Genomic DNA, 26292 nt, shown 5'->3' on the forward strand with positions numbered 1-26292 from the left:
CCTCGGGCCGTCACTCGCGAAACACGCGTCTCAGAGGCCGTACGTCTTCCCGATCACGTCCCGCTGGATCTCGCTCGTCCCGCCGTAGACGGTGGACACCACGGTCGCCCGGACCAGCCGTTCCATCCCGTACTCCGTGCTGTACCCGTACCCGCCGAGCATCTGCATGCCGTCGAGCGCCATCGCCTTCGCGAACTCCGTCGCCTTCAGCTTCGCCATCGACGCCTCCCGCGGGAGCGGTTCCCCGCCCGAGGCGTCGATCTTGCGGGCGACGTCGTGGACCAGCAGGCGGGTGCACTCCAGTTCCGTCGCGTGGTCGGCGAGGCGGTGCCGCAACGCCTGGAACGAGCCCACCGGCCGGCCGAACTGACGGCGTTCGCGCACGTACGACACGGTGTCTTCGAACGCGCGGCGCGCGGTGCCGAGCATCAGCGCCGCGAGGATCATCCGCTCGAGGTTCAGTCCCGCCATCAGCTGGCGCCAGCCCTGCCCGACCTCGCCGACCACGGCGTCGCCGGGCAGCGCGCAGCCGGTGAAGTACAGGTCGTTGACCTCGCGGCCGCCCATCGTGTCGATGCCGTGGATCGCCAGCCCGTCGACGCCGGCCGGGACCGAGAACATCGTCAGGCCGTCGTGCTTGCCGCCGTCGGCCGAAGTGCGGGCGACCAGCAGGATGTGGCGGGCCAGGTGGGCGTTGGAGCACCACGTCTTCTGGCCGTCGACGACCCAGCCGCCGTCCTGCCGCACCGCCTTGCACGCCAGCGCGCCGACGTCGGAGCCCGCGCCGGGCTCGGACATCGAGACGGCGAGCACCTCGCCGCGCAGGAAGTCGCCCAGCACCTCGCGCTTGCGCTCCTCGCTCGCGAACTTCGCGTAGGACGCGGCCGTGATCACGGAGGTGGCGAACCCGCCGATCGGCGCCTGCCGGTAGGCGATGGTTTCCAGGAACAGCACCAGGTCCAGCATCCCCTGGCCGGCGCCGCCGTACTCCTGCGGGACGTTGATGCCGAGCCAGCCCAGCCCGGCCATCTTGCGGTACAGCGCGTCGTCGTGCGGGGTGTCGCGGGCGCCCACCTCGCGCCGGCAGAAGTCGTCGACGGCGGAGACGAAGTCGCGCTGTTCGGTGGTGAGGTCCACGAAGGCTCCCGGCGCTCGGAGATACAAGATTACGTGCTCTGTATCTTTATCTCTCGAACGGCCGGAACTCAAGCTTCGAGCATCGGCACCAGGTAGCGCCGGGCCAGCGCGGCGAGCTGCTCGTCGTCGTCGAGGTCGACGACGTGGCTGGGAATGGCCAGGAACGAGGCGGACAGGCGGACCATCAGCTCGGCCACGACCTCGACGTCCAGCCCGGCGGCCACGGTGCCGGCGCGCTGCTCGCGCCGCAGCTGGCCGGCCACGAACTCCCGCACGGTGGCCAGCGTCCGGCCGTCGTCGGTGATCATGGACGACGCCAGCAGGCCCGGTTCGGCGGCGATCAGGCCGCCGATGAGCGGGTTGCCGCGGATGGCGCGCAGTGAGCTCACGAAGCCGAGCACGACCCGGTCGGCGACCGTTTCGGCCTGCTTGATCTCGCCGAGGAAGCGGTCGAAGTAGCGGCGGTACTCCCGGCGCACGACGTGCTCGACCAGCGTGTCCTTCGTGGCGAACCGCCGGTAGACGGTGATCCGGGACAGCCCGGCGCGCTTGGCGACGTCCTCCATCGTGGAGCGCTGGATGCCCAGCCGGCAGAACTGCTCGAGGGCGGCGTCGAGCACGCGCACCCGGATCGGGTCGGTGTCGTCGACCTGCGCCAGCGCGTCGGCGTAGGCGCGCTCCAGCAGCGATTCCGCGCCGGACGCGGAGGTGAACGGCGATGCCGCGGGTTCCACAGCCACCTCCTGATCCTGCCACCCGGGGTCTTGTCAGTGCGGTCGCGTCATGCTCTGATACAAGGAGGCAAGTCGCGTATCAGAGTATCAATTCGTGATCTCGGCTCCGGAGGAGTAGCGATGGCCAAGGACGAAGTCAGCAGGCGGCTCGCGTTGAAACGCGGGGGGACGCTGGGCATCCTGGGCGCGGTGACGGTGGCGTCGCCGTCGTTGTGGTCTTGGCCGGCGGAGGCGTCGGTCGCCGGCACCGGGGCGGGCGCGGATCCCCGCTGGGTGTGGGACGCCGAAGCCGATCCGCTGCTCGCCGCCGTCATCGACCGCGGCGACGTGCCCCGCGTCAACGAACTGTTGCGGACGTGGAAGAAGAACGGCCAGCCGCTGCCCGACGGGCTGCCCGCGGACGTGCGCGACTTCGTCGAGCGGGCCCGGCAGCTCCCGTCCTGGGCCGACTGGGGCAAGCTCGAGACGTCGTTCCGGTTCACCGAGAAGCGCGGCCTCTACCTCGGGCTGCTGTACGGCCTGGCGAGCGGGATGGTCAGCACGGTGATCCCGCACGAAGCCCGCGCGGTGTACCACTCCAAGGGCGGCGCGGACATGAAGGACCGCGTCTCCAAGACCGCCAAGCTCGGCTACGACGTCATGACGCGCAACGCCTTCGCCGCCGACGGCGAGATGATCGTGACGTGCGTCAAGACGCGCCTGGTGCACGCCGCCGTGCGCCACCTGCTGCCGCAGTCCCCGCAGTGGCAGCAGGGTTCCGACCAGGCGATCCCGATCAGCCAGCGCGACATGATGGTCACGTGGCACAGCCTGCCCACCACCGTCATGAAGAAGCTGACGGCGTGGGAGGTGCCGATCCCGCGCGCGGAGTCCGAGGGGTTCCTGCACTCCTGGCAGCTCACCGCACACCTGCTCGGGATCCTCGACGAGTACATCCCGGCGTCGTGGGCCGAGGCCAACGCCCAGGCCGACCAGGTGCTGACGCCGGTGCTCGCGCCGACCGACGAGGGGATCGAGCTGGCCGATATCCTGCTCAACCTCGGCTCGTCGGTCGACGGCGGCGTCCTCAGCACGCACGTCCTCGGCGCGATGACCCGGTTCATGCTCGGCGACCAGGTCGCCGGCTGGCTGCGCATCCCGCGCGAACCGGTCTGGGACCCGTTGCTGCGCACGGCCTGGGGGCCGTTCATCGCCGTCCGCGAAGGGTTGCTGCCGTTCCCGCTCGCCCCGGCGGCCTACTGGACCTTCGACGAGTTCCTCCGCCAGGCGGCGCTGCTGTTCCTGTCGGAGGGGCGGCCGATCAGCATCGAAATTCCGACGGGCAACCGGCCGTCGTGACGGTCAGCGCTTGAGCTTCGCGTACACGATGACGTTGTCGAGGTAGTTGCGGTTCGCCGCGTCGTACCGGCCGCCGCAGGTGATCAGGCGCAGTTCCGGGTCCGGCGTGTTGCCGTAGACGGCTTCGGTCGGGAACTCCTTCTTGGCGATCTGCTCGACCTTCGTCACCGCGAACGTCAGCCGTCCGCCGTCTTCCCGGTCGACGTGCACCTCTTCGCCCGGCTTGAGTTCGTGCAGCCGCCAGAAGATGCCCTTCCGGTGGCCGCCGTCGATGTGCCCGAGGATGACCGCCGGCCCGGCTTCGCCCGGCGTGGGGCCGTATTCGTACCAGCCGGCCTGCAGCGGCTGGTCGACCGGCGGCACCTCGACGGTCCGGTCGGGGTTGAGCCCGAGCGACACCAGCGACGACTTCGCCTCGATGGCCGGGACGTCGAGCGCGGTCGGCAGCGACCGGGCGACCGTGGTGGCGGGTGCCGGGCTCGGGGGAGTGGCGGGGGTCGCCTGGGCCCCGCATCCCGCCAGCAGCAGGGAAAGGAGGCCGGTCAGCAGTGCGCGGCGGGGCATCGGCTCAGCCCTCCGCGGCGAGGCTGCCGTCACCGGTCTGCGGGGCACCGGCGGGCACGACGACGGTCTGACCCGGCGCCGGCCGTGACGGCGCCTGCTCCTTGGACGGGCCGCAGGTGACCGACGCGAGCTTGATGTCGCCGCTGCCGAGCTTCTTGGCGTCGCCGTCGAGGAGCTTGACGTGCAGCGCGGTCACTTCGAGGCTGCCGTCGTAGCGCTGGACCTGCTCGTTGACGATCACTTCGGCCACCCCGGGGATCCCGAGCCGCTGGTTCGGCCCGGTGGCGGCGGGCAGCGTCCCGAGCCGGCCGAGGTTGACCCCGGCGAGGTCACTGCTGCCGGTGACGTGCCCGTCGGCGGACGCGCACCGCGCGCTGATCACCCGGATCGACGGCACCCGCCCGGCGACCGGCGCCAGCAGCGGCAGGGTCGCCTCGGCGACGCTCGCCTTGGCGGCCACGGTGCCGTCGCCGTCCACCACGGAGCTGCTGATCGCTTTCGCGGTGACGAGGCCCTCGAGCGGCACGTCGGCGACGCTCGCCGAAGCGGGCCCGGTGCTGCTCGACGCGGCGAGCGGCCCGGTCTCGACGGTGATCCCCTTGCCGCCGGCGAGCACGCCGGGCAGCACGGAAACCGTGGCGGAGGCCCCGAAAGCGGATCCGGTGACGGTGCCGGCAGTCGAGACACCGGCGGATCCCGCGAGGAGGGCGGCCGTCACCCCGGCCAGGCTCCCGGCTCGGAGCAGGGTGGTGCGCATGAAGAAGTCCTTTCACCGCAAAGGAAAACGTGGGGAAGCGGCGCCGGTCAGAGTTCGGCCCGCGAGGGAAGCCCGGCCACGCTATCAAAATCGCTACGCGGGGCAAGGATTTCGTCGAGTCGCCGTTGTCGTGGCACTGCGCGAAAAGTGATCATCCTCGGGGCGGCCACCTTGTCGTGGTTCTCGGGTCGGGGGATTCGGCGCGAATCGAGGACGGGCAGTAGTGCGCGTTGCGACATTCGAGGCCGTCCGCCCCCGGATTCGACACGGACGAGTGATTACCTGGACGAGTGCCGACGAGCACGGACGGTGATGTGACCACCACGGCCCTGGGTGATCGCGCCGAGCGCGTCCTAAGGTCGGTGGATGGAGCTGCGGCAGGTCGAGCACTTCCTCGCGGTGGTGCGGTACGGGAGTTTCACTGCCGCGGCGCAAGAGGTGCACGTGGTGCAGTCGGCGCTGAGCGCGTCGGTCCGGAAGCTCGAGCGGGAGCTGGGCGCCCCGCTGTTCGACCGCACCACCCGCCGCGTCACGCTGACCGAAGCGGGCCGGGCGCTGCTCCCGGCGGCCCACCGCGTCGTCGCGGACGTCGCCGCCGCCCGCGGCGAGGTGGCGGCGGTGACCGGCCTGACGCGCGGGCGGGTGTCGATCGGCACGATCCAGACGCTGACGGTCGTGGACCTGCCGGGCAAGCTCGGCGAGTTCCGGCTCCGCTACCCGGGCGTCCGCATCCACGTGCGTGAGAGCACGGTCTTCGACCTGACGGCGGGCATCGCCGACGGCGAGCTGGACCTGAGCTTCCTGGCCGCGCCGGAGCCGCTGGCGGCCGACCTGTTCAGCTTCGCGAGCTGGAGCCAGGACCTGGTCCTGCTGTGCCGCCCGGGCCACCCGCTCGCGGGCCGCGACCGGATCCGGCTGCCCGAACTGGCCGACGAGCCGTTCGTCGACTTCAGCGGCAGCGGCATCGAGGTGATGGTCGCCCGCCGGTTCGCGGACGCGGGCGTCCGCCGCGACCGCGTCTGCGAGGCGACCCACATGCCCCTGCTCGTCGACCTGGTGGCGGCGGGCCTCGGCGTTTCCATCGTCCCGCGCCCGGTGGCCGAGAAGTCGGGACTCCCGTACGCCGCGATCGCGGAGCCGGGCTTCAGCCGCGCAATCCACCTGGCCGGCCGCGGCCCCCAGCCGGCGAACCCGGCCGCCCGGGCCCTGCTGGCGCACCTGCTGGAGCGGCCGTCAGCGCTCGCGGACGGGCACGAAGAGCAACCCGAACCCGGCGAGGACGAGGGCCATCGCGACGGTGGTCAGCCCGGTTAGGGCGGTCACCGCGCCGAGTACGAGGGCCCGGAGCGCGAAGCGTCTCAGCAGGCGGGTCAGGTCGGTGGCTTCGGAACGCTGCACGGTCCGAGTGTTCGCCGGGTGGGCGTGCTGGTCCAGCGCACAGGATCGCTGGGACCCAGCTGCGGAATCGATGGGTGGTTGCCTTGACGTTCACGGCAAGGTCTACTTTCGCGGACGTGAAGTTCGGGATCAGTTACAGCACACCCTTTTTCGGCGCCGACCCGGAAACGCTCCTGGGGTTCGCCCGGGACGCGGAGGAGTTCGGCTTCGAGTCGTTCTACCTGCCGGAGCACGTCGCGCTGTACCCCGGCGCGAAGATCGGGACGATGGAGCTGCCACCGTCGCTGCCGTTCGCGGATCCGCTGGAGTGCTTGAGCTTCGTGGCCGCCGGGACGCGGCGGATCCTGCTGGGCACCGGCGTCCTGCTGCTGCCGTACCACCACCCGGTGACCCTGGCCAAGCGCCTCGCGACGATCGACGTCCTGTCCGCCGGCCGCATGCGCTTGCTGACGGTGGGCGTGGGCGCGCTCCCGGGCGAGGCGAAGGCGGTCGGCGTCGATTTCACCAGCCGCGGGCGGCGGGCGGACGAGGCGATCGACGTCCTGCGCGCACTGTGGGCTGGTGACGAGTCAGGGGTCGACTTCTCCGGGGAGTTCTACCGCTTCGAGAGCGCCTGCGTGTACCCGAAACCGTTGGCGGACCTGCCAATCCATGTGGGCGGTTCGAGCACGGCCGCGGCGCGGCGGGCCGGGTTGCGTGGGGATGGGTACTTTCCCGGTGGGATGGTGACGGCGGAGGAGCGTCGGCGGCAGTTTGCCTTGGCCCGGACGACGGCGGTCGCGGCGGGGCGTGATCCGGATCTTCTGGAGTACACGCGGTGGGGTTCTCTCGACATGTCGCCTTTGGATGTCGAAGTCCTTGCGGCGGAGGGGGTTACGCGGGTTGTCATCAGCCCGGGCGAGGCTGATCCCGAGCGGCGGCGGGCTGCGCTGGGTGCGTTCGCCGCGCGTCACGATGTCTCCGTGCGTTGATCATCGACCACCTGATCGGTAACTGTTCAGGCCGTTTCGATTGTTGTTGGTAGCCAGGGGTTTCCGGTGATGGCGTCGCGTAGTGCGGTGATGACGTGGCCGTTCTTGCGGGCGGTGGAGATGTAGCTGCGGACGCGTAGCCAGGCGTGGGCGCCGTGTGGGGTGCGCCAGCCACCGGAGATCTTCAGTTGTGCCTTGATCATGCGCAGGTCGCGTTCGGCTTGGTTGTTGGTGAAGGGGACGGTGAGGTCGCGGGCGAAGAGCAGCACTTGGTGCTGGTAGTCGCGCAGGCGCACCAGCAGGTTCCGGGTCTTGCTTTGCTTGCGCCCCCGATCCGGTGGGTGCAGCAGCAGGCCGACGTTGATCGTGCGGACGAACCTCGAGAGCAACGGATCGACGACGTGGGCGGGGATCGCAGCCAAGCCGGCCTCGCGCGCGGTGTGGGCGGCGGTGTTGAGCTGTTCGAGGGTGGTGATGGCGATCTTGGGCCAGGAGTGCTCGGGGTGGGCTTCGCCGGCTGCGACGAGTACGCGGAGATGGTGGGCGTTGCAGCGGGCGTGTTTGCGCCCGAAGTCTTGGTAGGACATCAGGCCGTCGTAAACCGCGACACCACGGAACCGGGTGAGGATCCCGAACTCGTCCATTGCCTCACCTCCGCGCTGGGGATGGGGCAAGTAGGCGGTGAGCTGGGGTGTGCAGGCGACGTGCAGCCACCAGTTCTTGCCTTCGACTCGGATGCCGGTCTCGTCGAAGTGTGCCACCGACGCTGCTCGCAACGCGTCCTCGACCTGCTGGGCGAATCCGTCGAGCTGGGTGGCGACCGGGGTGAGGACGCCGGCGACCCAGCCGGTCGACACCGGCAGCCCGAGCAGGTCTTCCACCAGTTGTGCTGTTCTGGCGACAGGGATGTGCTGGTAGGTCAGCAGATAGACCGCCAACGCGGTCACGTTCGGTCCGTAGCAGGCGGGCGCGGTCGCCTCGGCCGGCGCCGGCGCGGCATCCGCGGCACCGCAGCCGGTGCAGACGGTGCTCGGTCACCGCCGGGCGCACCTCGGGCAGGTCCACCACCTGCCGGCGTGTCACCCCGACCTCGTCGCGCCGGCGCAGCCCGGTGCCGCATCCCGAACACGACGACGGCACATGATCCACGATCTGGTCGGGGTCGGTGACCAGCGACAGGCTCGACCCCGGCGCGCCCGGCTGCTTGCCCTGCTTGCGGTTGGTCTTGTCCCGCAACGACTCCGGGGCGGGTTTGCTGAACCGGTCCGATGACGGCGGCATCGACGAGTTCCCCGAATTCATTCCGAGGAGGCGTTTCAGCTGGGCGACCTCGTCCCGCAACGCGGTGATCTCCTCCCGCGCACGAGCGAGCTCTACCGCCTGCGTTGCGACCAGCGCGGCCAGCTCGTCATACGACGGACGAACACCTTTCCCCCACAACAAGATCATTCCACAAGCCAGATCGCAGCCCGAAACGACCTGAACAGTTACCCTGATCGTGTGATGAACGTCTGTTCGTACACCGGTAATCTTGGTGTGTGGACAGAGAAGCGGTGTGGCAAGCAGACGCGGAGGCCTTGGCCGACCGCATCGTTTCGCTGCTCACCGTCATGCGCTCCGCCGAAGCCGAGATCGGTGCGCTGCTCGTGGAGATCGAATCCCGCGGCGTGCAGGAACTGTTCGGCTATCGCTCTGCCGCCCGACTCTTAGAGCATCTCGCCGACCTCCCCCGCACCGCCGCCGACAAGATGGTCAAACGAGCCCACGCCCTGCACCCCAGCCACTCTCTCAACGCCACCCCCGCCGTCGCCCCCGCCACCGGTATCGCCGCCCTTGCTGGTCGGTTGAGCACCCCGATGATCGACACCATCATCGATGCGGTCACCCGGATCCCCGCCTCCCATCGCGACACCGCCGAGGCAGATCTGCTGGCCTTCGCCGCCGACGCGGGCCACAAACAGGTCGCCGCCCTCGGCGCCCGGATCTTGGCGCACCTCGACCCCGACGGCACCGCCCCCGACGACACCGAACCCACCACACCGGTGCGGGAACTGTCGCTGCGTCGCAAACGCACCGGCACCTGGGAACTCTCTGGCCGCTTCGACGACGAGACCGGCACCCGCGCCAGCGTCCTCCTCGACTCCCTCGCCGAACGCCGCGGTGCCGATGATTTCCGGTCCCCGCAGGAACGCTATGGCGACGCCTTCTCCGACGCCCTCGACCTGGCCCTCAACTCCCCAGAGCTGCCGACCCAGGCCGGGGAACGCACCCACGTGATGGTCGCGGTCTCCCTCACCGACCTGCGCTCCGGACTCGGCACGGCGACCCTGGGTGACACCGGCCTGATCTCGGCCGCCGAGGCCCGCGTCCACGCCTGCGACTGCACCCTGATCCCCGCGGTCCTGGGCACCGCCAGCGAACCATTGAACCTCGGCCGGGCCCGCCGCCTGATCTCACCCGGGTTGCGCCGGGCGTTGTTCCTGCGCGACCGTGGCTGCGCGTTCCCGGGCTGTCACCGCCCACCCCGCCACTGCCAGGGGCACCACATCCACCACTGGTCCGAGGGCGGCCTGACCGACCTGGCGAACCTGGTCCTGCTCTGCGGCCACCATCATCGGTTGCTGCACCGGTCGGGCTGGGAGGTCCGCATCGCCACCGACGGCCACCCCGAATTCCTCCCGCCCCGGTTCTTGGACAAACGCCGAAAACCCAGGCGCAACAACATCCATCAGCTTCTGCCATTCGCAGCCTGAAGATGGGAAAGGCCCGCAGCCACCGGCGACGGGCCTATCCCCACGTGGTTGAACTGCCTATCAGGTAGCTATCCCGGTGGCAGCATCACCGCTACGGAATCACAACGAACTTGCCAGCGCCCTCATCATCCTCCATAGCGCGGTGCGCCGCGACAATGTCGTCCAACGCGAACACCCGGTCCAAATGAGACGGACACACCCCGCCCTCCACCGCATCGACGATTCGCTGCAGCACGGACGCATTCCCCTTGAGCGTGTCGCTATGAAAGGCAGTGAGCTTCGTACCGGACGGAATCATCGCGATCGGCTCCAGCTCCGGAATCACCCACCCGCTCAACGACCCCGCCACACACACGGTGCCCCCACGACGCACCAGGCTCAACGACTCCAGAGCCGTCCTCGCACCAACCAGGTCGAGAACGTAATCCGGTCCCGAAGGCCAGATCGAGCGCACCCCGCCCGCCAACGACGAGCCATCATCGATCAAGGCGTAATCCGCAGTCAGCGCCGCCGCTTTGCTTTCCCGGCGGGTAGTGGCGGCGGTCTCGACACCGTACGCGGCCGCGAGCGACGCAGCCGCCATGCCCACCGATGACGTACCGCCCCGGATCAGCAGCCGCGAGCCGGGCTCCATGCCGAGAGTGTCCAAGGCGCCCTGGGCGGTCATGAACGTCTCGGGCAGCGCGGCCAGCACCGGCCACGGCAACGTCGTCTTGACCGGCATCAGCAAAGCGTTCGGCACCAGCGCGTATTCCGCGTAGCCGCCGTCGAACCGCCGACCCAGCTCGCCCATCACCGCGGCGACGGTGGTGCCCTCGGCGAGGGCGGGGTCGGTCGATTCGGCCAGGACGCCCACGCATTCGATCCCCAGCACGCGCGGGAAGGTCACCGTCGGGGAGTGGCCCTGGCGGGTCCGCAGCTCCGAACGGTTCAGGCCCGCGCCCCGGACGTGGACCAGGCTCCAGCCGGGCCGGACCGCGGGGACCGGGACCTCGCGGACCTCCAGGACTTCCGGGCCGCCGGGGCGGACGCAGACCGCTGCTCTCATCTTCATGTCCGCCACTCTCGGCCCGCGACGCCCTGGCCGACCACCGGTAGAATGCCAAGTCATGCCCATCGGACGCCAAGCTTCGCGGATCTGGCCCTCCGGCGGGGCGCACCTGTGGGCTCCGGGGGCGAGCAGCCAGGCGCACGCCCACGACCGCGGGCACCTGGTGTACGCGGCTCGCGGGGTGCTGTCGGTGCACTCCGGGCGGGGGACGTCGGTGGTGCCCGCCAACCGGGTCGCCTGGATCCCCGCCGGGTTCCGCCACCACCACCGGGCGCACGGCCACACCGACATGCGGATCGTCTTCCTGCCGGCGTCCCTGGCCCGGCTCGTTCCCGTGCACCCCGCGGTCTTCGCCGCGTCCGGGCTCGCCCGTGAGGTCCTGCTCGCGCTGACCGGCACCCGCGAGTACGACCGCGCGGCCAGTTCCCGCCTGCGCCGGGTGCTCGTCGAGGAACTCCGGGAAGCGCCGGAGCAGCCGCTGCAGCTGCCGGAACCCCGTGACGACCGGCTGCGGGCCGTCGCGCGGGTGCTGTACGACGACCCCGCCGACACCACTCCGCTCGCCGAGCTGGGCCGCCGCAGCGGGGCGAGCGCCCGCACGCTGAGCCGGCTGTTCCGCGACGAACTCGGCATGACGTTCTACGAGTGGCGCACCCAGCTGCGCGTCCACCACGCGCTCGTCCTGCTCGCGGAGGGCCACGACACGACCCGGGTGGCCCACGCCTGCGGCTGGGCGAACCCGAGCGGCTTCATCACGGCGTTCACGGCGATCGTCGGGACGACCCCGGGCCGCCACCGGCAGCTCACCAGACCAGTTTGATGCCCATGGACATCGCGGTGAAACAAAGGATCCACAGGACGATCGGTCCGGCGGCGCCGTGGAACTCGACGAGTGTGCCCAGCCGCATCTTGATCCGGTCGAAGCGCGCTTCGAAGGCGGCGATGATCAGGAACGAGGCCAGGGCCGCCGACGGGAGGCCGACGATGGCGGGGAAGTGGCCGGCCACCAGGTCCCGGACCCAGGGTTCCCGCCGCCAGGACGCTTCGGCCACGGGGAAGGTGAACACTGAGATCTGGACGAGGGCCGCCAGGCCGCCGATCCAGACGACGGCGCGTCGGACGCGGTGGGAGTGCTCGGGCTGCTCGGTCACGCCAACAGAGGCGCGAACCGGGCACCCGGTGTAACGGATTCCCGCCACGGTTCACCTGGACGGCGCAACGAAGCACCGGCCGGCTCAGTCTGCCGTCCGACCGTCCACAAGCGACACCAGGCCCACCGGGAGGCGCTTCCGGTCCGCGACGAAACCGACGATCGCGTCGCGCAGGGCGCGCACCGCGCGGGTCGGGTCCACCTCACGGCGGACCGCGAGCTGGACCACCCGCGTCATCCCCGCTTCCGGGGCGAACCGCGTCATCCGGAACCGGTCGCCCGCCACCGTGCTCGGGACCACCGCCGCGCCCAGGCCCGCGCGGACCAGCTCCAGGACCGCGTCCATTTCGCCGCCCTCGATCGCGAACGACGGCTCGAAACCCGCGGCGCGGCAGGCGTTCACCGTCGCTTCGCGGACGTCGTAGCCGCGGCGGAACATCACCAGCGGGACGTCGGCCAGGTCGCGGATGCCGAGGCGGGTACTCGCGAGCGGGGCGTCGACCGGGGAGACGACCACCAGTTCCTCCAGCAGCAACGGCGTCGCCGCCAGGTGCGGGTCCGCCGGGGCGCTCGCCAGCAGGGCCAGGTCCAGCGCGCCTTCGGACAGGCGCTGCCGCAGGTCGCCCGAGCCGCTTTCGTGCAGCTCCAGCTGGATGCCCGGGTAGCGGCGGCGGAACGCGGCCAGCATCGCGGGCAGCAGGCCCGTGCACAGGCTGGGCGGCGCGCCCAGCCGGACGCGGCCGCGGTCGAGCTCGTCCAGTTCCCGGATGGCCCGCTGGGCGGTTTCGGTCTCGGCGAGGATGCGCCGCGCGATCGGGAGCAGGGTTTCGCCCGCTTCGGTGAGGGTGACGTTGCCGCGGATCCGGTGGAACAGCGGCGCGCCCAGGTCGTGTTCGAGCGCGCGGATCTGCTGCGACAGCGAGGGCTGGGCGACGCGCACCTGTTCGGCGGCGCGGGTGAAGTGCCGGTGTTCGGCGACGGCCACGAAGTAGGCGAGCTGCTGGAACTGCACCCCGCCATGATAGCCGCTGGCTATGAAGAGCAGAGTTTTCATGTCTTTGACCTCTCAAGAAGGCCCACCTAACGTCGAGCGGGTGGTGAACGACCTCGCAACCCGGCGGCCCGTCCGGGACTTCTGGGCCTCGACGATCGGCAAGAAGATCGTCATGGCGGTCAGCGGCGCGCTGCTGCTCGCGTTCGTGGTGGCGCACATGGTCGGCAACCTCAAGACGTTCCTCGGGGCCGGCGACCTCAACCACTACGCCCACTGGCTGCGCACGCTCGGCGAGCCGGTGCTGCGCTACGAGTGGTTCCTCTGGATCCAGCGGGTGGTCCTGCTCGCCGCGCTGGTCCTGCACGTCACCGCGGCGGTGCAGCTGGCCCGGCGCGACCTGCGCGCGCGGCCGGTGCGCTACGTCCACCGGCGGCCGGTGCGCGCCACCTTCGCGGTGCGCACCATGCGCTGGGGTGGTGCCACGCTGGCGCTGTTCATCATCTGGCACATCCTCGACTTCACCGTCGGCGCGGTGAACCGGGACTTCGTGCCCGGCGACCCGTACCACAACCTCGTCGCGGACTTCCAGGTCTGGTGGGTCAACCTGATCTACCTCGCCGCGCTCGCGATGCTGGGCCTGCACATCCACCACGGCTTCGCCAGCGCCGCGCGGACGCTGGGCGTCACCAGCGCCCGGCGGGAACGCGCGATCAAACTCCTCGGCAGCACGACCGCGGTCGTGGTCGCGGGCGGTTACGCCCTCGTCCCGGTCGCGATCATGACCGGACTGGTGCGCTGATGACCGACTACCTGACCGGCGACCCGATCGCCGACACCAAGGCACCCGCCGTCCCGCTCGAAAAGCGCTGGGACCAAAGGAAGTTCGCGGCCAAGCTGGTGAACCCGGCCAACCGGCGCAAGCACCGCGTGATCGTGGTCGGCACCGGGCTGGCCGGGGGTTCGGCGGGCGCGACGCTGGCCGAGCAGGGCTACCACGTCGTGCAGTTCTGCTTCCAGGACTCGCCGCGGCGCGCGCACTCGGTCGCGGCGCAGGGCGGGATCAACGCCGCGAAGAACTACCGCAACGACGGCGACTCCGTCCACCGGCTGTTCCACGACACGGTGAAGGGCGGCGACTTCCGGTCGCGGGAGTCCAATGTGTACCGGCTCGCGCAGGTGTCGGCGCAGATCATCGACCAGGCCGTGGCCCAGGGCGTGCCGTTCGCCCGCGAGTACGGCGGCCTGCTCGACACCCGCTCGTTCGGCGGGGTGCAGGTGCAGCGCACGTTCTACGCGCGCGGCCAGACCGGCCAGCAGCTGCTGATCGGCGCTTACCAGGCGCTGTCGCGGCAGATCGACGCCGGGAACGTCGAGCTGCACCCGCGGACCGAGATGCTCGACCTGGTCGTCGTCGACGGCCGGGCCCGCGGGATCGTCGCGCGGGACCTCGTCACCGGGGAGATCGAGACGCACCTCGCGGACGCCGTCGTCCTGGCGACCGGCGGCTACGGCAACGTCTTCTACCTGTCCACCAACGCGAAGGGCTCCAACGCCACCGCGATCTGGCGTGCGCACAAGCGCGGGGCGTACTTCGCGAACCCGTGCTTCACCCAGATCCACCCGACGTGCATCCCGCGTTCGGGCGAGCACCAGTCGAAGCTGACGCTGATGAGCGAGTCGCTGCGCAACGACGGCCGGATCTGGGTCCCGAAGGAAAAGGGCGACACCCGGCCACCGGCGGAGATCCCGGAAGACGAGCGCGACTACTACCTCGAACGCCAGTACCCGAGCTTCGGCAACCTCGTGCCGCGGGACATCGCTTCGCGGGCGGCGAAGAACGTCTGCGACGCCGGGTTCGGCGTCGGGCCCGGCGGCCTCGGCGTCTACCTGGACTTCGCCGACGCGATCGCGCGCCTCGGCCGCCCGGCGATCGAAGCCCGCTACGGCAACCTCTTCGACATGTACCAGCGCATCACGGCGGAAGACCCGTACACCGTGCCGATGCGGATCTACCCGGCCATCCACTACACGATGGGCGGGCTCTGGGTGGACTACGACCTGCAGAGCACGATCCCCGGGCTGTTCGTGATCGGGGAGGCGAACTTCTCCGACCACGGCGCGAACCGGCTCGGCGCGTCGGCGCTGATGCAGGGCCTCGCCGACGGCTACTTCGTGCTGCCCGCCACGCTGAACGACTACCTCGGCTCGACCCGGCTCGACGAGGTCCGGCCCGAGGCCGCCGCGCCGGTGGAAACCGAAGTGCGCGAACGGATCGAGCGGCTGCTGGCGGTCAAGGGCACGCGGTCGGTCGACTCGTTCCACCGCGAGCTCGGCGTGCTGATGTGGGACCACTGCGGGATGTCCCGCACCCGCGAAGGCCTGCGCAAGGCCCTGGAACGGGTGCCGGAGCTGCGTGCCGAGTTCTGGCGCGACGTCCGCATCCCCGGCAGTGGCGCGGAACTCAACCAGGAGCTGGAAAAGGCGAACCGGGTGGCGGACTTCCTCGAGCTGGCCGAACTCCTGCTCGTCGACGCGCTCGCCCGCGAAGAGTCCTGTGGCGGGCACTTCCGCGAAGAACACCAGACCCCGGACGGCGAAGCCCGGCGCGACGACGAGAACTTCGCGTACGTCGCCGCGTGGGAGTACGGCGAGAAACCCGTGCTGCACCGCGAAGAACTGACCTTCGAGCACGTCCACCCGACCCAGCGGAGCTACACGTGAAACTCACCGTCCGCATCTGGCGCCAGGCCGGCCCGGCGACCGAGGGCAGGCTGGTCTCCTACCCGGTCGACGGGATCAGCCCGGACATGTCCTTCCTCGAAATGCTGGACGTGCTGAACCAGGAACTGATCGCCGCCGGCGAGGAACCCGTCGCGTTCGACCACGACTGCCGCGAAGGCATCTGCGGCTCCTGCGGCGTCGTGATCAACGGGCAGGCCCACGGGCCCGAGCGCACGACGTCGTGCCAGCTGCACATGCGCTCGTTCGCCGACGGCGACGTGATCGACGTCGAACCGTGGCGCGCCAAGGGTTTCCCGGTGATCAAGGACCTGGTCGTCGACCGGTCGGCGCTCGACCGGATCGTCCAGGCCGGCGGTTACGTCAGCGCCCCCACCGGCAGCGCCCCGGACGCCCACGCGACGCCCGTGCCCAAACCGGACGCCGACCTCGCGTTCGACAACGCGACCTGCATCGGCTGCGGCGCCTGCGTGGCGGCCTGCCCCAACGGCTCGGCCACCCTGTTCACCGCGGCCAAGGTGACGCACCTTTCGCTGCTGCCGCAGGGGCAGCCCGAACGCGCGCAACGGGTCCTGGACATGGTCGACGCGATGGACGCGGAGGGCTTCGGCGGCTGCACGAACACGGGGGAGTGCGTGGCGTCGTGCCCGAAGGGGATCCCGTTCGCGAGCATCTCGGCCCTCAACCGCGAGTTCCGGAAGGCGAGCCGAGCCGGGCGCCGATGACCGCGGCGGCAGCTGCCATGCCCGCGGCGTTCGGGTGGTACGGGTACGCCGGCGACGCCGGGACCGCGCCCTCCAGCCAGCGCTGGGCCGGTGCGGTGCACAGGCCGTGCGAGGCGCTCGGCCCCCGGATGTCCACATAGGACGCGCCGTGCCGCCGGGACTGGTCGGCGAGCATCGTCATCAGGCGGTCGAACGTCGCCTGGATGAAGCCGGCGTCGGCGGCGGTGAACGGGTCGGCCGGGTAGCAGCCGCCCGGGCGCCAGTACGTCAGGTAGCCGGTGACGACCACGCGCGCGGCGGGGGAGCGGCGGTGGATCTCCTCGAGCGCGGCGGCGATCTTCGGTGCAGTGGCGGCGATCCGCGCGGGGAACACCGTGCCGTACTGCTCTTCGCACGACGGCGTGACCGGCTCGTCCGGGCTCGCGCACGTCACGAACGCCGACCCGAGCGCGATGTCGTTGGCGCCGATCGCCAGCGTCACCAGGCCGGTGTCGCGCCGCAGCGCGGCGAACTGCGGCGCGACCACCCCCGCCTGCCGCCCGGTGAGATCGGCGGTGGTCGCGCCGGAACAGGTGACGTCGGTGAGCGCCGCGCCGAGCCGTGCCGCGAGCAGGTGCGGCCAGTCGTGGTCGGAGCGCAGGCACGGCGCGTCGATCTGCACCGGGATCCCCGGCCCGGCGGCCGAAGAGTCGCCGAGCGCCACGTACCGCAGCGGCCCGGCGGCCGCGGCCGGGGCGGCGAGCACCCCGGCCAGCAGCGCCACCACGAGCGCGATCCTCATTGGACCGGAAGTTCCGCGCTCGGCGCCGGGGCCTGGTCTTTGCGCGCGTCGCGCCGGATCGCGGCCGCCAGCACCGGGACCAGCGCGACCGCGACGACGGCCGCCGCGGCGAAGACGTAGTAGGGGACGACCAGGCTGTGGGTGCTGCTTTCCACCAAGCCGTAGACGTACGGGCCGATGAAGCCGCCGGTGATCCCGAGCATGTTGATGAACGCCAGCCCCGCCGCGGCCACCAGGCCGGACAGGCGCGCCATCGCGACCGACCAGAACAGCGGGAGCGTGCCGAAGGCGAAGAAGTTCGAGATGAACAGCAGGCTGACGCTCCACACGGGATTGCGCGAGACGAGGAAACCCAGCAGCACCAGGAGAACCGCGCTCGCGCACACGCCGATGAGCGCGACCTCGTGGCCGTGGCGGCGTTTGAACCACGGGAAGAACAGCACGCCGGCCAGCGCCGAGATGCCGCCGCTGCCCGCCACCAGCCCGATCAGGAACGGGCTGTTCAGGCCCAGTGATTGGATGTACGCGGGGAAGTTGAAGCCGATGCCGCCGCCGATCGACTGGTTGATCAGGTAGATGGCGCCGAGCAGCAGCACGGTCGGGCGGCCGAACGCGAGCCGCAGGCTCCCGCGGAGCCGGGTCGGCGACGCCGACGTCTGGCCCACGGCGCGTTCGGTCAGCACCGCGGCTTCGTCTGCGGTGAGCCACTTCGCGTCGGCGGGGCGGCTGGGCAGCGCGAACCAGACGACCGCGCCGATGAGGATGGTGACCAGGCCCTCCACCAGGAACATCCACTGCCAGCCGCGCAGCCCGGCGACGCCGTGCAGCTCCATCAGCGCGCCGCCGACGGGCGAGCCGATGATGACGGCGATGCACGGCGCGGTGTAGATGAACCCGACGACCGTCACCCGGTGCTTCTGCGAGAACCACTGCGTGACCAGGTACATCATCGCCGGGAACAGGCCCGCCTCCGCGGCGCCGAGCAGCAGGCGCAGGAGGTAGAAGGACAGGTCGTCCGCCACGAACATCATCGCGGCCGACACCGCGCCCCAGCTGACGGCGATGCGCGTGATCCACGCGCGGGCGCCGACGCGGTAGAGGACCAGGTTGCTCGGCACTTCGAGCAGCGCGTAGCTCACGAAGAACAGGCCGGCGCCGAGCCCGTACGCGGCCGCGCTGATCCCGACGTCGGCCGCGAGCGCCGTCTTGGCGAGCGCGACGTTCGTCCGATCCACGTAGGACATGAAGTAGGCGATGCCGAGCACCGGGAGAAGCCGGGTGACGGCCTTCTTGGTGGCGAGTTCGTGCAGGAGGTCTCGTGCGTTCGTCATCGGACGCCCTTCAGGTGCGGTACCGCGTCTGACCTGCAATACTACGGAGTATCACGGTAGAGTTGGCGCGTGTCGCCGTCAAGAGCCGCCCGGCGGCCGTGAGACGATGACGCGGTCGCAGGCGAGGAGGACGAACAGTGAGCGCGAGCCCGGACCTCGAGCCCGGCGCGCGGCGGAGGATCCTCGACGCCGCGGCCGAGGCGTTCATGGCGCACGGGTTCGCCAACGCCACGATCGACGACATCGCACGTGAGGTGGGCGCGACCAAGGGCTTGGTGTACTACCACTTCCGGTCGAAGTTCGACATCTTCCTGGCGGTGTACGAGGAGGCCATGGGCCGGGTCCGCGACCGCGTCGAACACCTCGCCCAGGGCGCCGGCACGGGCCGCGATCGGCTCGTTGCGATGGCGGTGGCGCACGCGGTGAACCTGATGGAGGACCTGGCTTACCACCACGTCGTGCACCAGGCCGTGCGCGGGCAGGTCGCGACCGCGCTCAAGCCGCGGCAGCGGGACACGCTCCAGGAGCTGAACGGGCTGCGCGGTGATTACGAGCGGTTGTTCCGCGGGGTGGTGGCCGATGGGATCGCGGACGGTTCGCTGCGGGAGGTCGATGCCGCGCTCGCCACTCGGACGTTGCTCAGCAATTTGAACGCGATCGATACGTGGTACCACCGGATTCCCGGGCAGGATCCGGCTGAGCTCCGGGAGCTGGCCGGGCGGATCGTGGACCTGCTGATCGGCGGCCTCGCGGGTTCCTGAGCAGGCGCGGTTCCCGCACGCCCGGCCCAGGCCCGCCTTTCCGGCGCGGCCGCGGCGAAGCCGGACGGCGGCCAGGGGACCGGCGCCTTTGGACTTCCCTGAGTGCGGGGCGCGGGATGTCGTGAACGACTCGTTCATCTCGCCCGGCGTCAGGGCCCCGGCAAAGTCGGATCAGCAGGGCCGATCAGGCTGCCCGCACGTCATGAACGGGTCGTTCACCTCACCAGACGACCTGAACGAGTCGTTCACGACATCACGGCCGGGGTCCCGGCAAAGTCACGCGGCCGGGCCGCTCGGCCGTCGGTGACCCGCTCGCCCCACGTCTTGAATGACTCATTCAGGTCTTCGGAGGTCCTGAATGAGTCATTCAAGACGCTGGTGCAACGCTGCGGGCTGCACCGACGCGACTTTGCCGGAGCCCTGTCGCCCGGCGTCATGAACGGGTCGTTCATGATCCTTCTTGGCACCGCGCGCCGGGGCGGCGGGGCCGGTGCGACTTCCGGTGTCGGGATGTCATGAAGGGGTCGTTCATGGCGTCTGGCGAGATGAACGACCCCTTCATGGCGTGCGTGCGGCCGGATCGGCTGTCCCGGCCGACTTTGCCGGGTGCCGGAGACGAACCTTCGCCGCTCGAGCGCCATTGACTGAGCCGGTCCGCCTGGCTACCGTGTGTCTGCGCACCGGTCTGGGAGCGCTCTCAGGAGTACGCGGCGGTACTCGTGACGACGGGCCGGTCGATCGAGCACGCCCGGAGCACCCGAACCCCCGAAAGTGTCCGACCATGAAAATTTCCGCACTTCGCGCCGCGCTCGCGGCGACTGTCTCGGTGGCCGCGGTGGGCGCCACGCTGCTCACCGCGAGTCCCGCCGGCGCGGCGACCACGCTCGGCGCGTCCGCTGCGCAGAGCGGGCGCTACTTCGGCGCCGCCGTTGCCGCTTCGCGACTCTCCGACGGCACCTACGTGTCCATTTTGGACCGTGAATTCAACATGGTGACGCCGGAAAACGAGATGAAGATGGACGCCACGGAGCCGTCCCAAGGTCAGTTCAACTACACCAACGCCGACCGGATCGTCAACCACGCGCTCGGCGCGGGCATGCGCATGCGGGGGCACACCCTCGCCTGGTACCAGCAGCAACCCGGCTGGATGCAGGGCATGGAAGGCAGTGCGCTGCGGCAGGCGCTGATCAACCACATCACGCAGGTCGCCGGCCACTACAGCGGCAAGATCTACGCCTGGGACGTGGTGAACGAGGCCTTCGCCGACGGCGGGTCCGGCGGCCGCCGCGACTCCAACCTGCAGCGGACCGGCAACGACTGGATCGAGGTCGCCTTCCGGACCGCCCGTGCCGCCGATCCCGTCGCCAAACTCTGTTACAACGACTACAACATCGAGGACTGGTCGGCCGCCAAGACACAGGGCGTCTACCGGATGGTGCAGGACTTCAAGTCCCGCGGCGTCCCGATCGACTGCGTCGGCTTCCAGTCCCACTTCGGCAGCGGCGGCCCGCCGAGCAGCTTCCAGACGACGCTGACCAACTTCGCCGCGCTCGGCGTGGACGTGCAGCTGACCGAGCTGGACATCGCGCAGGCGTCGTCGAGCGCGTACGCCGCCACCACGCGCGCGTGCGTGAACGTGCCGCGGTGCGCCGGGATCACCACGTGGGGCATCCGCGACACCGATTCCTGGCGCTCGGGCGAAAACCCGCTGCTGTTCGACGGGAACGGGAACAAGAAGGCCGCGTACAACGGCGTCCTGGACGCGCTCAACGCGGCACCGGGCACGCCGACCACCACCCCGACGACCCCGACGACGCCCACCACCCCGACGACGCCGACCACCCCGACGACCACGCCGCCGCCGGGGACGTGTTCGGCGTCGGTGTCGATGAACGCGTGGAACGGCGGTTTCGTGGCGACGGTCCGGGTGACCGCCGGGTCCGCGGACCTCAACGCCTGGACGGTGACGCTCACCCTGCCGTCCGGGGCCGCGGTGACCAATTCCTGGAACGTCCAGCGCAGCGGTGACCGGTGGTCGAACGTGAGCTACAACGGCCACGTCGCGGCCGGTCAGTACACGGAGTTCGGCTTCCAGGCCACCGGGTCCGGAACGCCGGCGGTGGCCGGCTGCGGCTGAGCCGGCCGGGTCGGGTCTGCCGCCCGGGAGGGGTCGGCAGACCCGATCCACTAGTTCACCGAGGCCGAGAAGGAGTTGACGGCGAGGCCGACCCCGCCGCTCCACGGCTCGAACCCGGCCTGGATGCTGGTCAGGTACCAGGAGCGGTCGACGCGGGTGCGGTTGTCGACGTCGTTGACGAAGTCCAGCACGTTGAACGACCAGCCCGAAATCGTGGACTGGGCCACGTAGGAAACCACGTCGTTGCCGCCGTTGTTGCCCTGCCAGACGTCCCAGCCCCGCCCGCCGATGCTGGTGGTGCCGACCTTCCCGCCGACCGGCTGCACGTTCCCGGTGTGGTTGAACCAGATCATCAGCTCCATCTGGTTGACCCCGTTGGTCTTCGCGGTCGGGTCCATCCAGATGTCGTAGGAGGCGTCGAAGACCGACCCGCCGACGTAGGTGTACGAGATCGACGACGGCGCGCTGCCGATCCGGCTGAGCTGACGGGGCAGGTTCGTGCCGGGGGAGCAGTTGCCGTAGTGGCACCCGGCGTAGACGGCCGGGTAGGACAGCGGGGCGCCGCCGCTGGTCGACCCTTGCTGGGTCTGGATGCGGAACCCGCTGCTCGTGACGTTGATGCACTGTGTCGCGCTGCTGCCCCAGCGGTTGTTCATGACGACGTACCGGCCGCCGATCGTCGTCGAGCCGTACTGGTCGCAGATCAGCGTGTCCGCGTGCGCGGCCGGGGCGCCGGCGAGCGGTGCGATCAGCCCGGCGGCGGTCAGCAGGACCGCGGAAAGGGCGTGCTTGAGTTTCATCGTGCCGTCTCCACTTCGTCGTGGGTAGCGCCCTGGGAGCGCTCTCAGCATGAATCGAATCCGATGAAACCACAGCGGAACCGCGAGGCAAAGGGGGTGACCGTGATCAATTTTCGAAATGCGGCTGTCGCGGTCGGTCGCCGGGTGATTGCCAAGGGTGTGCCGCGGTGGTTACAGTCCCTCGACTGGGAGCGCTCCCAAACTCGACGACGAGGAGAGGGCGAATGCGGGCGAGGAAGATCACGGCCGTCCTGGCCGCCGCGGTGCTGGGGCTGACGGCGGGCGCCGTGCCCGCGTCCGCCGTGGACTACGAGCGGCTGCTCAACGGCACCTTCGACAGCGGCAGCGCCGATCCCTGGTGGGCCGGTTCGGGCACGACCGCCCGGGTCACCGACGGGGAGTTCTGCACCGCCGTCCCCGGGGGCACGGCCAACGGCTACGACGCGCTGTCCGGCCAGAACGGCGTGCCCTTCGAAGCCGGGCAGCCCTACACCCTGACGTTCGACGCGCACGCGACGACCAGCCAGCAGATCTCCGCCGTCGCCGGGGAAGCCGTTTCGCCGTACCGGCAGATCTCGCGCACCGATCTGACGGTCACGCCCGCGAAGCAGCACTTCACCGTCACCTTCACGTCCACTTTGGACTTCCCGGCGGCCGGGAACGGCCAGCTGGCGTTCTGGTTCGGCGGCCAGGCCGCGGCCAACACCGTCTGCCTGGACAACATTTCGCTCGTCGGCGGCGTGGTCCCGCCCGGCGGCCTCCCGCCGACCAGCGGCATCCGGGTGAACCAGGAGAGCTACGTGCCCGGCCTGCCCAAGCGGGCCACCGTGATCAGCGACGCGACCACGCCGCTGACGTGGACGCTGAAGAACTCGGCCGGCACCGCCGTCGCCACCGGCCAGACCCGCCCGCGCGGCGCGGACGCCGCCTCCGGCGAAAAGGTGCACGAGATCGACTTCTCCGCCTACGACACCCAGGGCACCGGCTACACCCTGACCGTGGGCTCGGAAACCAGCTTCCCGTTCGCCATCGCCGCGGACGGGCTCAAGCAGCTGCGCTACGACTCGCTGGCGTTCTTCTACCACCAGCGCAGCGGGATCGCGATCGACGCCCAGTACGCCGGTGCCGCCTACGCGCGGCCCGCGGGCCACGTCAACGTGGCGCCGAACCAGGGTGACGACCGCGTTCCCTGCCGCGCGGACCTGAACTGCGGCTACACCCTCGACGTCCGCGGCGGCTGGTACGACGCGGGCGACCACGGCAAGTACGTCGTCAACGGCGGGATCGCCGCGTGGCAGCTGCTCGACGAGTACGAGCGGGCGCTGCGCGTGGGCGACGCGAGCGCGCTGGGCGACGGCAAGCTCGCCATCCCCGAGCGTGCCAACGGCGTGCCCGACATCCTGGACGAAGCCCGCTGGGAAGTCGACTTCCTGCTGAAGATGCAGGTGCCCGACGGCGCGCCGGACGCGGGCATGGTGCACCACAAGATCCACGACGCGGAGTGGACCGCCCTGCCGACGCGGCCGGACCAGGACAGCCAGCCGCGCCGGCTCTCCGCGCCGAGCACGGCCGCCACGCTCAACATGGCCGCCGTCGCCGCGCAGGCGTCCCGCTTGTGGCGGACGATCGACCCGGCGTACTCGACGAAGCTGCTCGCCGCGGCCGAAAAGGCTTACGCGGCGGCGAAAGCGAACCCGAACAAGCTCGCCGACCCGAACGACGGCACCGGCGGCGGGACCTACAGCGACGGCACGGTGACCGACGAGTTCTACTGGGCGGCCGCGGAGCTGTTCGCCACCACGGGGAAGAGCGGCTACCGCAGCGACGTCACCGGGTCCGCGCTCTACCGCGGCGTCAGCTTCTCCACCCACGGCTTCGACTGGGCTTCGACGGGTGCGCTCGGCGACATCACCCTGGCCCTGGTGCCCACCGACCTGCCCGCGGTGGACGTCTCGGCGATCAAGACGGCGATCACCACGACCGCCGACAGCCACCTGGCGCAGCTCGGGACCATGGGCTACCCGGCGCCGTACCGGACCGCCGACGGCACGTACGAGTGGGGATCCAACGGCCTGGTCGCGAACAACGGCGTCGTGCTCGCCCTGGCGTACGACTTCACCAAGCAGGACAAGTACCGCGACGGCGCGTTCGCGGCCATGGACTACCTGCTGGGCCGCAACCCCGCGAACTACTCGTACGTCTCCGGCCACGGTGACCAGCCGGTGCAGAACGTGCACCACCGGTTCTGGGCGCACGAGCTGGACGCGTCGCTGCCGACCGCCCCGCCCGGCGCGCTGTCCGGCGGGCCGAACAGCGGCCTGCAGGACCCGACCGCCGCCCGCCTGCTCGCCGGCTGCGCGCCCCAGCGCTGCTTCGTCGACGACATCCAGGCGTACTCGGTCAACGAGGTCGCGATCAACTGGAACTCCGCGTTGGCGTGGCTGACGAACTGGACGGCGGAGAAGTCGCCGTCCGGCGCGGACACCACCGCCCCGACCGCGCCGGGCACGCCCGCCGTGTCCGCGGTCTCGGCCACCGGCGCGACGCTGACCTGGCCGGCGGCGGCCGACCCGGAAAGCGGCGTCAAGGGCTACGACGTCGTCCGTGTGAGCGGCTCGGCCCGCACGGTGCTCGCCACCGTCACCGGGACGACCGCGACGCTGACCGGGCTGTCGGCGTCCACCGCCTACAACGTGGTCGTCGTGGCGCGCAACGGAACCGGCCTGACTTCGCCGGATTCGCCGGCGGCGACGTTCACGACGCTCGCGGCGGGCGGCTGCGCGGTCGGCTACTCGGCGAACACCTGGAACGGCGGCTTCACGGCGACGGTGAACCTGACCAACACCGGCACCACGGCGTGGCCGTCGTGGAAGCTGAAGTTCTCCTTCCCCGGCAGCCAGAAGGTGACGCAGGGCTGGTCGGCGACCTGGGCGCAGTCGGGCGCGGAAGTGACCGCCACGTCCTTGTCGTGGAACGGCTCGGTGGCGCCGGGCCGCTCGGTGGCGATCGGGTTCAACGGGAGCTACACCGGGAGCAACGCGAACCCGGCGGCGTTCACGGTGAACGGGACGGCCTGCGGCTGAGCGACGGACGTCACGTGCCCCGGCCGGAACACCGGCCGGGGCCGTGCGTTGTAAGGGGTGTCTCAGTCTCCCGCTTCCGCTCGCAGGTCGACCCCCCTCAGACCTCCGCTGAGCGGGAGCGGGTCTGCTCCGCTTTCGCGTGCGGGTCGTCCGCGGGCAGCCACCCGTTCCCGGTGTCCAGCCCCAGCGAACCGACGTCCCGCGTCAACGCCGCGATCACGCCGCGGACCGCCGCGCCGCTCTCGTCCCGGCGGGACACCAGCGACCACGTCCAGAACGGCGCCGGGTCGACCACCGGCCGCCGCGCGAGGTCCGGCGGGACCGGGGCCGTCTGGCCCTTGGGGGAGTTCAGCACCGGGCGGCCCAGCTTGCGGACGTGGTCGAAGAACGCCGGACCGGTGATGCCGCCGTCGTGGGTGCGGACCACCTTCGCCCCCGTGGCGGCCGCGAACTCCTCGGCGAAGACGTTCCAGGACGCCCAGCTCGCCGTGTCCGCGTCCACCAGCACGACCGTGTCCGCCGCGCGGACCGGCGCGGTGCCGGTGCCGATCGCGTGCAGGCGGTCCGCGCCGATCAGGTGCCCCTCGAGGTCGTGCTCGGCCAGGTCGGCCGCGCGCGCCCAGCTGATCGCCAGGTCGATGCTGCCGTCGGCGACCCGGCGCAGCTGGGCGTGCGAAGGCAGCACCCACGTGTCGACGTGCAACTGCGCCACCCCCGCCACCCGGTCGAGCAGGTCGGCGGGGCGCCAGTTGACGTACCCCAGCCGCACCGGCTCGGTCGCGGCGAAACCCGCCGCCGAGCGGCGCAGGTCGTCCGCCTGCTCCAGCAGCGCGCGGATCCGGGGCAGCAGCGCTTCGCCGCACGCGGTGAGCGACACCGACCGCCGGTCGCGGTCGAAGAGGCGGACCCCGAGGTCGCGCTCCAGCGCCTTGATCTGCTGGGACAGCGAAGGACCCGCGATGTGCAGCCGCTCCGCGGCCCGGCCGAAGTTCAGTTCCGTGGCGACGGCCACGAAGTACCGAAGCTGGCGTAGCTCCATTCCGGCAGCTTAGTGCGATGGGAGCGCGGGCCTCCCAGCTGAGAGCGAA

Annotated in this window: 22 protein-coding genes and 2 pseudogenes; 11 read left to right on the plus strand and 13 right to left on the minus strand. The window is 70.7% G+C overall.

Going from position 1 to position 26292, the window contains the following annotated elements; genetic code table 11:
- Positions 1–30: 30 nt before the first annotated feature.
- The gene (locus H4696_RS02080) at positions 31–1137 is read right to left on the minus strand and encodes an acyl-CoA dehydrogenase family protein (RefSeq protein ID WP_086865358.1); all 1107 of its coding nucleotides are present in this window, start codon (positions 1135–1137) and stop codon (positions 31–33) included.
- 68 nt (positions 1138–1205) lie between these two features.
- Positions 1206–1877 carry a TetR/AcrR family transcriptional regulator gene (locus tag H4696_RS02085; protein ID WP_338064972.1) on the minus strand — a complete coding sequence of 224 codons (672 nt, stop codon included), beginning with the start codon at positions 1875–1877 and terminating at the stop codon, positions 1206–1208.
- Between the two features lie 114 nt (positions 1878–1991).
- On the opposite strand from H4696_RS02085, the gene H4696_RS02090 reads away from it, so the two are divergent.
- Complete coding sequence (locus H4696_RS02090) at positions 1992–3209, plus strand: oxygenase MpaB family protein (RefSeq protein WP_192782012.1); 1218 nt, start codon at positions 1992–1994, stop codon at positions 3207–3209.
- Between the two features lie 3 nt (positions 3210–3212).
- Here the strand turns inward: H4696_RS02090 and H4696_RS02095 are convergent, their stop codons facing one another.
- Together H4696_RS02095 and H4696_RS02100 are read right to left on the minus strand one after the other, a co-directional pair.
- Entirely contained in the window at positions 3213–3773 is a 561-nt protein-coding gene (locus tag H4696_RS02095; protein ID WP_192782013.1) for a class F sortase, read from the minus strand.
- Positions 3774–3777: 4 nt separating this feature from the next.
- The gene (locus H4696_RS02100; protein WP_086863323.1) at positions 3778–4530 is read right to left on the minus strand and encodes a choice-of-anchor P family protein; all 753 of its coding nucleotides are present in this window, start codon (positions 4528–4530) and stop codon (positions 3778–3780) included.
- A 366-nt stretch (positions 4531–4896) separates the two neighbouring features.
- Here H4696_RS02100 and H4696_RS02105 point away from each other — a divergent pair, with 366 nt between their 5' ends.
- Positions 4897–5844 (plus strand): LysR family transcriptional regulator, encoded by a 948-nt coding sequence (locus H4696_RS02105; protein WP_086863322.1) that lies wholly within the window; start codon positions 4897–4899, stop codon positions 5842–5844.
- A gap of 200 nt (positions 5845–6044) precedes the next feature.
- Complete coding sequence (locus tag H4696_RS02110; protein ID WP_086863325.1) at positions 6045–6899, plus strand: LLM class F420-dependent oxidoreductase; 855 nt, start codon at positions 6045–6047, stop codon at positions 6897–6899.
- A 26-nt stretch (positions 6900–6925) separates the two neighbouring features.
- Here H4696_RS02110 and tnpC read toward each other — a convergent pair.
- A pseudogene (tnpC, locus tag H4696_RS49690) lies at positions 6926–7915 on the minus strand (IS66 family transposase); the annotation flags it as partial.
- Positions 7908–8348: pseudogene (locus H4696_RS51460) on the minus strand (DUF6444 domain-containing protein); the annotation flags it as partial. The pseudogenes tnpC and H4696_RS51460, both read right to left, overlap by 8 nt.
- Before the next feature lie 161 nt (positions 8349–8509).
- On the opposite strand from H4696_RS51460, the gene H4696_RS02125 reads away from it, so the two are divergent.
- Entirely contained in the window at positions 8510–9652 is a 1143-nt protein-coding gene (locus H4696_RS02125) for an HNH endonuclease signature motif containing protein (RefSeq protein ID WP_086863324.1), read from the plus strand.
- 91 nt (positions 9653–9743) lie between these two features.
- Here H4696_RS02125 and H4696_RS02130 read toward each other — a convergent pair whose 3' ends face one another.
- The gene (locus H4696_RS02130) at positions 9744–10706 is read right to left on the minus strand and encodes a zinc-binding dehydrogenase (RefSeq protein WP_086863320.1); all 963 of its coding nucleotides are present in this window, start codon (positions 10704–10706) and stop codon (positions 9744–9746) included.
- A 55-nt stretch (positions 10707–10761) separates the two neighbouring features.
- Between H4696_RS02130 and H4696_RS02135 the strand changes: the two genes are divergently transcribed.
- The gene (locus H4696_RS02135; RefSeq protein ID WP_086863319.1) at positions 10762–11523 is read left to right on the plus strand and encodes an AraC family transcriptional regulator; all 762 of its coding nucleotides are present in this window, start codon (positions 10762–10764) and stop codon (positions 11521–11523) included.
- Here the strand turns inward: H4696_RS02135 and H4696_RS02140 are convergent.
- Complete coding sequence (locus H4696_RS02140; protein WP_086863318.1) at positions 11507–11854, minus strand: hypothetical protein; 348 nt, start codon at positions 11852–11854, stop codon at positions 11507–11509. The genes H4696_RS02135 and H4696_RS02140 overlap by 17 nt on opposite strands.
- Positions 11855–11938: 84 nt before the next feature.
- On the minus strand, positions 11939–12865 hold the full coding sequence (locus H4696_RS02145) for a LysR family transcriptional regulator (protein WP_086863317.1): 927 nt from the start codon (positions 12863–12865) through the stop codon (positions 11939–11941).
- An 82-nt stretch (positions 12866–12947) separates the two neighbouring features.
- Between H4696_RS02145 and H4696_RS02150 the strand changes: the two genes are divergently transcribed.
- Genes H4696_RS02150 through H4696_RS02160 form a run of 3 tightly spaced genes read left to right on the plus strand, consistent with a single transcriptional unit; the run spans position 12948 to position 16311 of the window.
- Positions 12948–13646, plus strand: a complete 699-nt coding sequence (locus H4696_RS02150) for a succinate dehydrogenase cytochrome b subunit (RefSeq protein ID WP_086863316.1) — start codon at positions 12948–12950, stop codon at positions 13644–13646.
- The gene (locus tag H4696_RS02155; RefSeq protein ID WP_086863315.1) at positions 13646–15568 is read left to right on the plus strand and encodes a fumarate reductase/succinate dehydrogenase flavoprotein subunit; all 1923 of its coding nucleotides are present in this window, start codon (positions 13646–13648) and stop codon (positions 15566–15568) included. Before H4696_RS02150 ends, H4696_RS02155 begins: the two co-directional genes overlap by 1 nt.
- Positions 15565–16311: a succinate dehydrogenase/fumarate reductase iron-sulfur subunit gene (locus H4696_RS02160; protein WP_086863314.1), complete on the plus strand. Its 747-nt coding sequence runs from the start codon at positions 15565–15567 to the stop codon at positions 16309–16311. The genes H4696_RS02155 and H4696_RS02160 overlap by 4 nt, the downstream gene beginning before the upstream one ends.
- Here H4696_RS02160 and H4696_RS02165 read toward each other — a convergent pair.
- Together H4696_RS02165 and H4696_RS02170 are read right to left on the minus strand one after the other, a co-directional pair.
- Complete coding sequence (locus H4696_RS02165) at positions 16268–17092, minus strand: SGNH/GDSL hydrolase family protein (RefSeq protein WP_086863313.1); 825 nt, start codon at positions 17090–17092, stop codon at positions 16268–16270. The genes H4696_RS02160 and H4696_RS02165 overlap by 44 nt on opposite strands.
- Positions 17089–18423, minus strand: a complete 1335-nt coding sequence (locus tag H4696_RS02170; RefSeq protein WP_086863312.1) for an MFS transporter — start codon at positions 18421–18423, stop codon at positions 17089–17091. The genes H4696_RS02165 and H4696_RS02170 overlap by 4 nt, the downstream gene beginning before the upstream one ends.
- Positions 18424–18560: 137 nt before the next feature.
- Between H4696_RS02170 and H4696_RS02175 the strand changes: the two genes are divergently transcribed.
- Complete coding sequence (locus H4696_RS02175) at positions 18561–19184, plus strand: TetR/AcrR family transcriptional regulator (RefSeq protein ID WP_086863311.1); 624 nt, start codon at positions 18561–18563, stop codon at positions 19182–19184.
- 781 nt (positions 19185–19965) lie between these two features.
- Positions 19966–21321: a glycoside hydrolase family 10 protein gene (locus tag H4696_RS02180; RefSeq protein ID WP_192782014.1), complete on the plus strand. Its 1356-nt coding sequence runs from the start codon at positions 19966–19968 to the stop codon at positions 21319–21321.
- A gap of 50 nt (positions 21322–21371) precedes the next feature.
- Here the strand turns inward: H4696_RS02180 and H4696_RS02185 are convergent, their stop codons facing one another.
- The gene (locus H4696_RS02185) at positions 21372–22121 is read right to left on the minus strand and encodes a GH12 family glycosyl hydrolase domain-containing protein (RefSeq protein WP_086863288.1); all 750 of its coding nucleotides are present in this window, start codon (positions 22119–22121) and stop codon (positions 21372–21374) included.
- Between the two features lie 224 nt (positions 22122–22345).
- Here H4696_RS02185 and H4696_RS02190 point away from each other — a divergent pair, with 224 nt between their 5' ends.
- Complete coding sequence (locus tag H4696_RS02190) at positions 22346–25204, plus strand: glycoside hydrolase family 9 protein (RefSeq protein WP_086863287.1); 2859 nt, start codon at positions 22346–22348, stop codon at positions 25202–25204.
- A gap of 97 nt (positions 25205–25301) precedes the next feature.
- Here H4696_RS02190 and H4696_RS02195 read toward each other — a convergent pair whose 3' ends face one another.
- Complete coding sequence (locus tag H4696_RS02195) at positions 25302–26243, minus strand: LysR family transcriptional regulator (RefSeq protein ID WP_086863286.1); 942 nt, start codon at positions 26241–26243, stop codon at positions 25302–25304.
- Positions 26244–26292 lie beyond the last annotated feature (49 nt).

Source organism: Amycolatopsis lexingtonensis (assembly GCF_014873755.1).
Taxonomy (GTDB): Bacteria; Actinomycetota; Actinomycetes; order Mycobacteriales; family Pseudonocardiaceae; genus Amycolatopsis; species Amycolatopsis lexingtonensis.

Excerpts from the sequence above, each read along its gene's own strand:
- H4696_RS02125 (WP_086863324.1), top strand. The coding sequence starts at position 8,510 with ATGCGCTCCGCCGAAGCCGAGATCGGTGCGCTGCTCGTGGAGATCGAA.
- H4696_RS02090 (WP_192782012.1), top strand. The coding sequence starts at position 1,992 with ATGGCCAAGGACGAAGTCAGCAGGCGGCTCGCGTTGAAACGCGGGGGG.
- H4696_RS02130 (WP_086863320.1), bottom strand. The coding sequence starts at position 10,706 with ATGAAGATGAGAGCAGCGGTCTGCGTCCGCCCCGGCGGCCCGGAAGTC.
- H4696_RS02105 (WP_086863322.1), top strand. The coding sequence starts at position 4,897 with ATGGAGCTGCGGCAGGTCGAGCACTTCCTCGCGGTGGTGCGGTACGGG.
- H4696_RS02100 (WP_086863323.1), bottom strand. The coding sequence starts at position 4,530 with ATGCGCACCACCCTGCTCCGAGCCGGGAGCCTGGCCGGGGTGACGGCC.
- H4696_RS02190 (WP_086863287.1), top strand. The coding sequence starts at position 22,346 with ATGCGGGCGAGGAAGATCACGGCCGTCCTGGCCGCCGCGGTGCTGGGG.
- H4696_RS02170 (WP_086863312.1), bottom strand. The coding sequence starts at position 18,423 with ATGACGAACGCACGAGACCTCCTGCACGAACTCGCCACCAAGAAGGCC.
- H4696_RS02135 (WP_086863319.1), top strand. The coding sequence starts at position 10,762 with ATGCCCATCGGACGCCAAGCTTCGCGGATCTGGCCCTCCGGCGGGGCG.
- H4696_RS02185 (WP_086863288.1), bottom strand. The coding sequence starts at position 22,121 with ATGAAACTCAAGCACGCCCTTTCCGCGGTCCTGCTGACCGCCGCCGGG.
- H4696_RS02180 (WP_192782014.1), top strand. The coding sequence starts at position 19,966 with ATGAAAATTTCCGCACTTCGCGCCGCGCTCGCGGCGACTGTCTCGGTG.
- H4696_RS02155 (WP_086863315.1), top strand. The coding sequence starts at position 13,646 with ATGACCGACTACCTGACCGGCGACCCGATCGCCGACACCAAGGCACCC.
- H4696_RS02165 (WP_086863313.1), bottom strand. The coding sequence starts at position 17,092 with ATGAGGATCGCGCTCGTGGTGGCGCTGCTGGCCGGGGTGCTCGCCGCC.
- H4696_RS02195 (WP_086863286.1), bottom strand. The coding sequence starts at position 26,243 with ATGGAGCTACGCCAGCTTCGGTACTTCGTGGCCGTCGCCACGGAACTG.
- H4696_RS02095 (WP_192782013.1), bottom strand. The coding sequence starts at position 3,773 with ATGCCCCGCCGCGCACTGCTGACCGGCCTCCTTTCCCTGCTGCTGGCG.